Below are 9,399 nucleotides of genomic sequence, written 5' to 3' on the forward strand. Positions count from 1 at the left end.
GTATTGGATGGTGAGCCGGGGTACGCGAGCGGCGGGCATCGGGCATGGACCGGCGTCCGGGTTTCTCCTAGCGTGGAGGCGACAGCCGGTTCGACATGCGCGTGGAGGTGGCATCGTGGCCGCACAGGACGTCCGAGAACGCACGGAGCCCGCGGGTTTTCCGCCTGGGCCCGCGCTGCCGCCGCTCGTGCAGAGCGCGTTGTTCCAGCGGGACCGGGCCCGGTTCCTCACCGCGATGGCGCGCCGCTACGGTGACGTCTTCACCCTCCGGATCCCGCCGTTCGCCGACCGCGTCGTGGTGTACTCCCGCCCCGAGCACATCAAGGAGATCTTCGCGGGCGATCCGCACGACCTGCACGCGGGCGAGGGCAACCAGATCCTCGGTGCGATCATGGGCCCGCACTCGCTGCTGCTGACCGACGAGGCCGAGCACGCGCGGGCGCGCAGGCTGCTCATGCCCGCGTTCAACGGCGCCGCGCTGCGCGGCTACCGAGCGCTGATCTCCGAGATCGCGGCCGCGGAGATCGGCGGTTGGGCGCCCGGATCCACCGTGCGCATGCTGGACCGTATGAACGCGCTCACCCTCGAGGTGATCACGCGGGTGGTCTTCGGCGTCACCGACGAGCGGACCAGGGCCGAGCTGAACCCGCGCCTGAATCGGATCGTCCACCTGAATCCGCTGGTCTTCCTGGGTTTGAAGAACGACCGATTGCGGCGGGTCGGCCCATGGAAGAGCTTCGCCGAGAACCTGGCCGCGGTGGACGCCTTGCTCTACGCGGAGATCGCCGAGCGGCGGCGGGCGACCGATCTGGCCGGGCGCACCGACGTGCTGTCACGCCTGCTCGAGGTCGGCGCGGGCGACGGCGACGCGCCGCTCACCGATGCCGAACTGCGCGACCAGCTCATCACGCTACTGCTGGCCGGGCACGAGACCACCGCCTCGGCGCTGTCCTGGGCACTCTACGAACTCGCCGCCGACCCCGAGATCCAGCGGCAGGCCTCGGAGGCCGCGCGCACCGGCGACGACCGATACCTGGACGCGGTGCTCAAGGAGGCCATGCGGTTGCACACCGTCATCTCCGGCACCAATCGAAAACTGACCAGGGACATGACGATCGGCGGACAGCGGCTGCCCGCGGGCACCGTGGTCGCCACGTCGATCGTCCTCGCACACCGCCGTACCGAGGCCTACCCCGACGTCGCCGTGTTCCGCCCGGCCCGCTTCCTCGACGGCGAAGTGGCGCCGAACACCTGGCTGCCGTTCGGCGGCGGTGTGCGGCGATGCATCGGCGCGGGGTTCTCACTGCTCGAGGGCACCACGGTGCTGCGCGAAATCCTCGTCCGCGACACGCTTTCGCTCCCGGCGGGCAGCGCGCCCGAGCGCGGCAAGATCCGCAACATCACCACGGTGCCGCGCGGCCGGGCGCGGGTGGTGGTCGACCGGCGGTCAACCAGTATGTGAACAATGATTCTGTGTTCGATCAGCACTTGTACTGGATTTATATTCGTGTAAGTTTGTCTCTGTTCGACAGCTAGTCCCGGCACGGCTCGCATCGTGCCCCGCGCTTCGGCCGAGTCCGGCTGTCGACTTCCGGACGCACCGGCGCGCACATCCCGCCTCGTCGCATGCCGGCGCGCACCGGAGAACAGGTACAGCTCCCGGGGGCCGCTCATCCCCGGGAGCCGTATCCCGTGGCACGGCCAGCCCGGCCATACGGCCAGGTCGTTACGATGTTCGTCATGAGTGTCGACAATCGCCGTACGGCGCGGAAGGCGAGCAGCGGCGACTCGGCACCTCGCGAGATCCGGCGCAGACCGAAGAACCGCCGTGCCCAGATCGCCGCCGCGTCGGCCGCCGCGTTCGGCGCGCTCGGCTACCACGGCGTCAGCATGGACGACATCGCCTCCGGGCTCGGCATCAGCTCCGCGGCGCTGTACCGCCACTACCCGAGCAAATACGCGCTGTTCCGGGAAGAACTGCTGCGCGTCGGCCAGGCGATGACCGAATCGGTCGAGCTGCCCGAGGAGGCGGCCGACTGGCCCGCCGAACAGCGGCTGCGGCACGTGCTCGACGCGCTCATCGCGGTCACCATCGATAACCGCCCCACCGTCACGCTGGTGCGCTGGGAAGTCAGATACCTCGAGCCCGACGACCAGACCACGCTCAACGACCAGCAGGCCACGGTACTCGGCGCGCTGGGCAGCCAGCTGGCCGCGCTGCGCCCGGAACTCATCGAGGAGGACGTGCGCGTGCTGCGCGCCGCCTTGCTCAGCACGATCACCAGCATCGCCGACCATCACGCCGCTCTCCCGGCGAAACCCCTTGCCCGCCTGCTGCATTCGGCGTGCTGGTCGGTCGCCCACGCGAAGCTGCCCGCGACGCGCGCGGTCGAGCCGGTCGCGGTGGTGGAGATCCCGGATTCGTTCAAACACGAACTGCTGCTGCGCAAAGCGGTCGAGCTGTTCCACGAACGCGGCTACCCCAACGTCAGCGTGGAGGACATCGCCACCGCCGCAGGGCTTTCGGCGGCCTCGGCGGTGTATCGCTTCTACCGCGGCAAGAGCGACATCCTGGCCGCCGCGTTCCGCCGTGCCGCCGAACGGGTTTCCGGCGCGGTCGGCCCGGCCGTGGCGGCGGCCGGTGATTCCGAGGACGCGCTCACCGCGTTGATCACGCAATACGTCGCCGGATCGTTCGCCGAACGCGCCCTCACCTTCGTGTACTACACCGAGTTCCAGCATGTCCCCACCGAGGACCGCACGGTGCTACGCAATATCCAGCGACTCAGCGTCGAGGAGTGGGCCCGGCTGCTGCGCGAGGTGCGTCCGGAGCTCGCTCCGGCGGAGGCGCGCATCCTCGTCCACGCGGCTTTCGCGGTGGTCGTCGACCTGGGCCGCGCCTTCGGCAACGAACCGCTGGCCGCCCAGGACCGGGTGCGCTTGCTGATGCAGCTGGTGCTCTTCGGACGGCCCGCGCGATAGTCAGGTAAGTTAGCAGAGATTCTCGCTTCGATCGGCGCATTGTGGGAGATTGAAGGCGGATCACCAGATTTTTGTGATCTACCATTCATTTCTTCCCGGGAGCGGGTAGCGTCGCTGTACCGAACGTTGTGTTGGGCTACCATCGCGGCATGGGTGCCCAGGACCGCCATGCCGCGGACAAGGCGGCCGACGGGACACCGGCACGCGTGATCCGGCGCCGACCACGTGACCGCCGCGCCCAGATCGCGGCGGCGTCGGCCGAGGCGTTCGGGGCGCTCGGCTACCACGGCGTCAGCATGGACGACATCGCCTCTCGGCTCGACATCAGCTCCGCGGCGCTGTATCGCCACTATCCGAGCAAATACGCGCTGTTCCGCGAGGAAGTGTTGCGGTTGGGCGCGGTCAGCGCCGAAGCGGTCCGGCTGCCCGAAGCCACGGACCTGTCCGCCGAGCAGCGGCTCGCGCGGGTGCTCGACGCCTTGATCGAGGCCGCCATCGTCAACCGGCGCAGCGCGGCGCTGTTGCGCTGGCAGCGGCGCTACCTGGAGGAAGACGACGCGGACACGCTGGCCGATCAGCTCGCGGGCGTGAACGCGACGCTCACCGCACTGCTCGCCGAGACCAGGCCCGCGCTGTCGAAGGCCGATCGCGCCGTGCTGGCCGCGGCGGAACTGAGCGTGCTCAGCAGCATCGGTGATCACCATGTGTCGATCCCGGTGCGGACGCTCACCGCGCGGCTCACCGCGGCCTGCCACGCACTCGCCGCGTGCGAGCTGCCGCCGCCCGGCAGCGCCGAGGCCGAGAACTTCACCGCGACCGAGATCCCGCTCACCTTCAAACACGAATTGCTGCTGACGCGCGCGGTGGAGCTGTTCCATCAGCGCGGGTACCCGAACGTCAGCGTGGAGGACATCGCCAACGCCGCCGGACTGCCCGCATCCTCGGCGGTGTACCGGTTCTACCGCGGCAAGGGCGACATCCTCACGGCGGCGTTCCGCCGGGCCGCGGACCGGGTGTCGGCCGCCATCGGGCCCGCCGTCTCCGCGGCCGAGACGCCCCAGCAAGCGCTCGACACCCTGATCGAGTTGTATGTGGCCGGCTCGTTCGCCGAGCGGGAGCTGACCTTCGTCTACTACGCCGAAATCAGCAACGTGCCGCCGGAGGAGCGCACGGTGCTGCGCAACATCCAGCGACTCAACGTCGAGGAATGGGCCAAACTGCTGGGCGGCGTGCGGCCCGAGTTGTCCGCCGCCGAAGCGCGGCTGCTCGTGCACGCCGCCTTCGCCCTGGTCGTCGACCTGGGCGAACGCTTCGGCTCCACCGACCCGGCCTGCTCCCCCCGGCGCGTGGTGCGCCTGATGCAGGCGATCCTCTTCGGCCACCTGACGCCGTAGCGCGGGATGGCCCACGGTCGTGGGCGACAGCGCACCGTCGGTCCGGTAACGGCGGCCGACCGACCGGCGAACCGGCTCGACGCCTTCGTTCGCGAGTGGGCACACGGCCGCGGCGAATCGTGGGTGGCCACCGCGGCGAGGTGCCACTCGATGGCACGAGTATCGCCGAGTCGGCCGAGCGCGAGAGTCGGCGCGCACTGTACCGGCGGAATCGGGGCGGAAGCTTTCGTTCGGGGGCTGGTCGCTCGGGGTGCTCGATTCCCGAGTCCGAGTACGGTGGGATCCGTGCCGACTACGTGGGCGTTGCCGATAGGCCGGACATCGGGCGCGGGTCCTGGGCCAGTTCGAGGGCACGGCCGGTTTACGCCACCGGCGAACGCCGGGGCGGAATCGGCCTCGGGGCAATGCTGTTGCGGTAGAAAGGCCCGCGTCCGGTCCCGGCGCGACATTCGCAGGGCATCGGCGCAGTCTCCGACTTCGGAAAGAAGATTCTCATGAGCACAGATCTCGACGCGCAACCCGCCGCGGCATCCGGAACCTTTGCCATCGGCGGCGATCTTCCGGTGCATCGGCTGGGATACGGCGCGATGCAGTTGACCGGCCCCGGCGTCTGGGGTGACCCCAAGGACCCGGACGAGGCGGTACGGGTGCTGCGCCGGGCGGTGGAGCTCGGCGTGAACTTCATCGATACCGCCGACTCCTACGGTCCGTTCGTCAGCGAGAAACTGATCCGCAAGGCCCTGCACCCGTATCCGGAGGGCCTGGTCATCGCCACCAAGGCCGGTCTCACGCGGCAGGGTCCGAACGAGTGGCGCCCGGTCGCGCGGCCCGAATACCTGCGCCAGCAAGCGGAACTGAGCCTGCGCCATCTCGGCGTCGACCGGATCGATCTGTACCAGCTGCATCGCATCGACTCGCAGGTGCCGCTGGCCGACCAGATCGGCGAGCTGGTCGCACTCCAGCAGGAGGGCAAGATCCGGCACATCGGCCTCTCGCAGGTGACCGTCGAACAGCTGCGCCAGGTGCGCGAACTCGCCACCATCGTCTCGGTGCAGAACCTGTACAACCTCGCCAACCGCGCCGACGAGGACGTGCTGAACTACGCCGAGCAGGAGAACATCGGCTTCATCCCATGGTTCCCCATCGCCACAGGAGAACTCGCCGCCCCCGGCGGTCCGCTGGCGGCCATCTCCGCCGAGCACGGCGCGACCCCCGCCCAACTCGCCCTGGCCTGGCTGCTGCGCCGCTCCCCCGTCATGCTGCCGATCCCGGGCACCTCCAGCGTCGCGCACGTCGAGGAGAACATCGCCGCCGCGCGAATCGAGCTGACGGACAAGGAATTCGAGGAACTGTCGGACGCCGCCAGGTCGACCGGAAACTGACCGCCGCGGCTGTCGGCTGAGCGCCCCACGGCGGGGTGCTCAGGCGGCGGCCGACGCGACCGCGACTTCACCCGGTCATGACTCATGCGCCCTGGCTGTCGTGGCGGGCTGGGTATTCATGACGCCGCGGCAATACGAGCAGCGATGGGGACGGCCACCAGATATCGACCGGCCCCGCGAGTGGCACATAACGGCCCGCATCAGAAGCCGCGAAACACCCCGTCGGCGTCGACGTTTTCGGAGAAGTCCTCGAAGTCCATGTTCGACAGCGACAGGTTGTTCTCCACGGCAGGCATTTCGGTGGGCACCACGCGGAAGGTCTGGAAACCGACGACGTCCGTGTTGCCCCGGCTCGTATCCACGACGAGTATCGGGCGTTCGGGATCGGTCATCGTTCGCTTGTCCGCCAGGAAGAGGTAGTAGGGCGGTGGCGCTGGAGCGATTTCTTCCAACTTCTCCACCGTCAGACCTTCGAAGCGACGGTCATCGACCGGCGTGATATCCGCATAGGCGAGTATCCCGTCACCGAGGTCCCACGGCTGCAGCGCGGCATCCAAAGTTTCGGACCAGGCGGCGTCGTCGGCGAAATACGTTCTGATGAACAGGGAATCGCCGTCGGGCAACAGCATCGCGTTCTCCTCCCTCGCCGAGATCGGGCCCCTGTCGGCCGAACACGCAGCGATCACCACCACGGCCAACGCAGTGACCGCTATCGGACCGAACCTCACGTGCCGGAAGCCTACTCACGCCGTGCTCGATCCCCCGGCGAGGCTGCGGTGGGTCGCACTCCCGCCGATTAGCGTCCCTTGCGGATATCGTTGATTCCATGGGAGATGTCGAGTTCCCTGCGGGCTCCGGTGACAACTGCTGCGACCCTGGGTGTGATGGCGATTGCCACGCGGCACGGAGCCACCACGCGGATACTACGACGGGCTTGGAATTCATGTCGCCGCAACAGTACGAGCAGCGATGGGGACGGCCGCCAGAAATCGACTGACACCGGGAGTGGCACCTCACCGAGGGTCACTCGGGTTCGCCGCGGCCGTATGCCACTCGCTCAGGTCGATGTACCCCTCCGACATCGACTCGGTTCCGCGGGCACCGGGAAGTCCTCGTACCCCGTCGTACGGGGTACGAGGACTTCGGCGCTGCCGGGGCTCCCTCGCCGTAGTCCCGTGCAGGGGATGAACGTCGTTGGCGGGCGGATCGCGCTGCCGGCAACGAGTTCGGTGCGCTGACAGTCGGTCAGCGCGAGTATCCGTCGGCCCTGCTGTCGGGGACGACGCGGCCGGATGCGACCAAGGTGCGGAAGGCCGCTTGTTTGCGGGGGCAGGCGTCGGCGCGGCAGGGGCGGTGGCCCTGCATCACGCGGTGCGCCTGCTCGACGGTGAACGGCTCATCGGGCGGTCGGTGCGCGTCCTCCGCGCCGCCGTGCGGCAGGCAGGAGCCGACGCCGACGATCGCGGCCACCAGCAAGGTGCACGCGCCGAGCATGCTCAGCAGCGGATTCACGGCCGCTCACTGGTCGGCGGCCTGCCGGGAACAGAACGCCGACGCGGTTAGGTATTGCCTGCAGTGCGCGCCGTGCCCGGCGTGGACGGCGCACAGGAACCGCGCGCGGTCATAGGTCAGGCCGAGCGGTTCCTGCGAGCAGTCGCGGCTCTGAATCAACCACAGCTCTCGGACATCCGAGTGCAACACGTCCATCGTTCACCTCCATAAGCGCAGTGCACCCGGCACCGAGAAGGCGCCGCCGGAGCCGCGCTCGACACGGATGGATCGGGCCGTGTCGGGACCGTGCGCCGGGTTCCGGACAACGGGCGCCCTCGACAGGGTTTGGGCGGACCCCCGATGCCGGGTGCGATTCAACAGTGCGCGTTGCGATTCGGTAGATAACAGACCCGAATGCGGTAATTGCGAGTACTTTCCGTTTGTAGCGGCCTGGAGCGAGGAAGAGAGACCTATGGTGGAGGTCGACTGGACGGGCGAAGCTGTACATGCGCTTCGCACGGCGATGAAGCGAAGCCGTTACGAATTCGCGCGTCTGGTGGGCGTCACACCGCGCACCGTGGTCCTGTGGGAGAACGGCCGGACAACCCGGATGCACGCCGCTAGCCAGCGTCTCCTGGACAGGGTCTTGTCGGGCGTCGATTCCGTCGTCGCCGAACGATTCGAGCGCGCGATCACCACGCGCCAGGAGCCGGCCCCCGACTACGAACGCGCCGATTCGGCGCCCGAAAGGCACACCAAGCTCGGTAGGGAAATCGGGCTCGACAAGGAAGTCGAGGAAGACGACGTGAGAAGGCGAGAACTGCTGGCCTGCATCGGCGCGGGCATGGCAGGCCAGGCGGCGGACCTGGTGGCGAGCGAACCGGAGCGGATGCTGGCAACCCTCGACGCGGGGTCGATCAGCGAACGGCGACTGGCGTTCCTGGAGCAGTCGGCCGAGGTCCTGGGCACGCGGGTGGTGCAGGTTCCGCCCCACGAGCTGTTGCAGACGGGGCTCGAGCAATTCCGGCTGGTACGTGGCTGTCTCGGCGAACGGCAGCCCACCCATCAGCAGGTCCGATTGGTGCGCACGGCCGGACGGCTGGCGAACGTGGTGGGCGAGATCCTCTTCAACGAAGGGCATTTCGGTCAGGCGCGCATGTGGTATGCCACCGCGATCCACGCCGCGCAGGACATCGGCGACCGTTATTCGGAGGACATCGCCCTGGCCGGGCTCGCGTATTTGCCGACGTATAGCGATAAACCGAAGGAAGTTTTGCAGTTACTCGACGGCCGCTTGCAAGAAAATCCGTCTTACGGCCCGGCCGCCGCATGGTTGTGGGGAATGGCGGCGCGTGCGCACGCCAGTCTCGGGCACGCCGATGAATTCGCGCGGTGTATCGCACGATCGGCATCGGCTTTGGAAGACGTCGGGTCCGAAGACCTTTCGGTCGGTATTTTTTCTTTCCGCCCGGAGAAACTCGCTTTTTATCAGGCGATCGGATATTCCCGGCTCGGCCGCGCCGAGGAGACCGCCGTGGCGGCCGCCCGCGCGATGGCGTTGTACGACCCGTCGGAGACCATGGAGCCCGCCTTGGTCCGCTTCGAGCACGCCACGGCGCTGCTGGCCTCGGGCGAGGTCGAGGAGGCCTGCGCGGTGGCGACCAGCGCCATCACGAACGCGCACACCTACGTGGGGCTCACGGTCACCAAGCGCGCGAAACAGTTCGACTCGGCGCTCGGCGGCCTGCGCACCAGAGCCGTCGCGGAATGGCGGCAGCACGCGCACGCGGTGATCGACGCGGCGCACGCCGAGGTCTGAGCCTGGAGACGAGGCGGGGCGCACCGGTCGGCAGGGGGATGTGGACCGGCGCGCCCCGCGTATTCAGGTGGTCAGTTCGCCTCGGTGGACATGGCTTCGATGAGCGACTTGGGACGCATGTCCACCCAGTGCGTCTCGACGTACTCCAGGCAGGACTTGCGGTTGGCGGCGCCGTAGGCGATGGACCAGCCGCCGGGAACGGCGGCGAAGACCGGCCATAGGGAGTGTTCGCCCTCCTGGTTGATCAGGACGTAGAACTTGGCGTTGTCGTCGTCGAACGGGTTGGTCATTTCGGATTTCCTTCTTCCTGGTCAGATCAGGTTGGGGGGGT

General features: G+C 68.3%; 9 protein-coding genes. 5 read left to right on the top strand and 4 right to left on the bottom strand.

Annotated features, from left to right (window positions below; translation table 11 throughout):
* Nucleotides 1–115: 115 nt before the first annotated feature.
* From ABZW96_RS15010 to ABZW96_RS15025, 4 genes are all read left to right on the top strand, one after another.
* On the top strand, nt 116–1,462 hold the full coding sequence (locus ABZW96_RS15010; protein ID WP_355074824.1) for a cytochrome P450: 1,347 nt from the start codon (nt 116–118) through the stop codon (nt 1,460–1,462).
* A gap of 278 nt (nt 1,463–1,740) precedes the next feature.
* A complete protein-coding gene (locus tag ABZW96_RS15015) occupies nt 1,741–2,982 on the top strand; it encodes a TetR family transcriptional regulator (protein WP_355074826.1) in 1,242 nt (413 codons plus the stop codon).
* A gap of 149 nt (nt 2,983–3,131) precedes the next feature.
* Nucleotides 3,132–4,376 (top strand): helix-turn-helix domain-containing protein, encoded by a 1,245-nt coding sequence (locus ABZW96_RS15020; RefSeq protein WP_355074828.1) that lies wholly within the window; start codon nt 3,132–3,134, stop codon nt 4,374–4,376.
* Between the two features lie 494 nt (nt 4,377–4,870).
* Nucleotides 4,871–5,758, top strand: a complete 888-nt coding sequence (locus ABZW96_RS15025) for an aldo/keto reductase (protein WP_355074830.1) — start codon at nt 4,871–4,873, stop codon at nt 5,756–5,758.
* Nucleotides 5,759–5,958: 200 nt separating this feature from the next.
* On the opposite strand, the gene ABZW96_RS15030 is transcribed toward ABZW96_RS15025, so the two are convergent.
* The 3 genes from ABZW96_RS15030 to ABZW96_RS15040 all read right to left on the bottom strand — a co-directional run bounded on the left by ABZW96_RS15030 (nt 5,959) and on the right by ABZW96_RS15040 (nt 7,465).
* Nucleotides 5,959–6,387, bottom strand: coding sequence for a hypothetical protein (locus ABZW96_RS15030; protein ID WP_355074832.1), 429 nt, complete (start codon nt 6,385–6,387; stop codon nt 5,959–5,961).
* Nucleotides 6,388–7,003: 616 nt separating this feature from the next.
* The gene (locus ABZW96_RS15035; RefSeq protein ID WP_355074834.1) at nt 7,004–7,270 is read right to left on the bottom strand and encodes a hypothetical protein; all 267 of its coding nucleotides are present in this window, start codon (nt 7,268–7,270) and stop codon (nt 7,004–7,006) included.
* 6 nt (nt 7,271–7,276) lie between these two features.
* Entirely contained in the window at nt 7,277–7,465 is a 189-nt protein-coding gene (locus ABZW96_RS15040; RefSeq protein WP_355074836.1) for a hypothetical protein, read from the bottom strand.
* A gap of 79 nt (nt 7,466–7,544) precedes the next feature.
* Here ABZW96_RS15040 and ABZW96_RS15045 point away from each other — a divergent pair, with 79 nt between their 5' ends.
* A complete protein-coding gene (locus tag ABZW96_RS15045) occupies nt 7,545–9,068 on the top strand; it encodes a hypothetical protein (protein WP_355074838.1) in 1,524 nt (507 codons plus the stop codon).
* 71 nt (nt 9,069–9,139) lie between these two features.
* On the opposite strand, the gene ABZW96_RS15050 is transcribed toward ABZW96_RS15045, so the two are convergent.
* The gene (locus ABZW96_RS15050; RefSeq protein WP_355074840.1) at nt 9,140–9,358 is read right to left on the bottom strand and encodes an MbtH family protein; all 219 of its coding nucleotides are present in this window, start codon (nt 9,356–9,358) and stop codon (nt 9,140–9,142) included.
* Nucleotides 9,359–9,399: the final 41 nt, after the last annotated feature.

It is taken from the genome of Nocardia sp. NPDC004168, assembly GCF_040610355.1.
GTDB classification, from domain to species: Bacteria; Actinomycetota; Actinomycetes; order Mycobacteriales; family Mycobacteriaceae; genus Nocardia; species Nocardia sichangensis.

What these genes read in the sequence shown, in the direction of transcription:
- ABZW96_RS15015 (WP_355074826.1), top strand. Translation starts at nt 1,741, where the DNA reads ATGAGTGTCGACAATCGCCGTACGGCGCGGAAGGCGAGCAGCGGCGAC.
- ABZW96_RS15030 (WP_355074832.1), bottom strand. Translation starts at nt 6,387, where the DNA reads ATGCTGTTGCCCGACGGCGATTCCCTGTTCATCAGAACGTATTTCGCC.
- ABZW96_RS15025 (WP_355074830.1), top strand. Translation starts at nt 4,871, where the DNA reads ATGAGCACAGATCTCGACGCGCAACCCGCCGCGGCATCCGGAACCTTT.
- ABZW96_RS15040 (WP_355074836.1), bottom strand. Translation starts at nt 7,465, where the DNA reads ATGGACGTGTTGCACTCGGATGTCCGAGAGCTGTGGTTGATTCAGAGC.
- ABZW96_RS15020 (WP_355074828.1), top strand. Translation starts at nt 3,132, where the DNA reads ATGGGTGCCCAGGACCGCCATGCCGCGGACAAGGCGGCCGACGGGACA.
- ABZW96_RS15050 (WP_355074840.1), bottom strand. Translation starts at nt 9,358, where the DNA reads ATGACCAACCCGTTCGACGACGACAACGCCAAGTTCTACGTCCTGATC.